This window comes from Pseudoalteromonas sp. SWXJZ94C (assembly GCF_015864385.1).
Lineage (GTDB): Bacteria > Pseudomonadota > Gammaproteobacteria > Enterobacterales > Alteromonadaceae > Pseudoalteromonas.
Map to the genome: position 1 here is coordinate 1 of NZ_JADYXF010000152.1, position 692 is coordinate 692.

The 692-nt window shown below is 40.0% G+C and carries 1 protein-coding gene; it reads left to right on the forward strand.

The genetic code is table 11. The annotated features are described in order from the left end of the window. Nucleotides 1-692: IS5 family transposase (locus tag I6F65_RS21515; protein ID WP_231613269.1), on the forward strand; the 692-nt coding region annotated here is incomplete at both ends.

Below are 692 nucleotides of genomic sequence, written 5' to 3' on the forward strand. Positions count from 1 at the left end.
GTCTTATCAAAAGTAATGCACTTAAGTGGTCGAATTTATAATAAGCCTGAGCATAGAAAAACGCTCGAAGGCATACTCTATAAGATGCGTACCGGTATTCCTTGGCGAGATTTACCGTCTTATTTCGGCTCGTGGAGTGCTATCTATAGACGATTTAATTTATGGTCCAAAAAAGATATTTTGAATGAATTATTTCGTGTGTTATCCCACTATGCTGATATGGATTGGATCTTTATTGATGGCAGTATTGTCAGGGCTCACCAGCATAGTTGCGGTGCAAGAACCGCTGGCAATGAATCAATCGGTAAGAGTCGAGGTGGCAATTCGACTAAAATTCATCTTGCAGTAGATAGCGGAGGATTGCCTGTTTATTATGAATTATCCTGTGGAAATACGCATGATATCGTCCATGCAGAGTCACTTGTAGACAATTGCCCAACGAGTAATGTGGTTGTCGCAGATAAAGGCTACGATAGTGAAAAACTAAGAGAGTTTATTCGTGATAATAGCGCTACACCCGTTATTCCACGCAAGGATAACAGTTTAGTGGGTAATGAAGATATTGACTGGTGCATGTACAAATATAGGCACTTAGTTGAGAATGCCTTTGGTCGGATCAAACAATATAGAGGGATAGCTACAAGGTATGAAAAGCTTGAACGGAATTATCATTCCATGCTCGCTTTAGCATT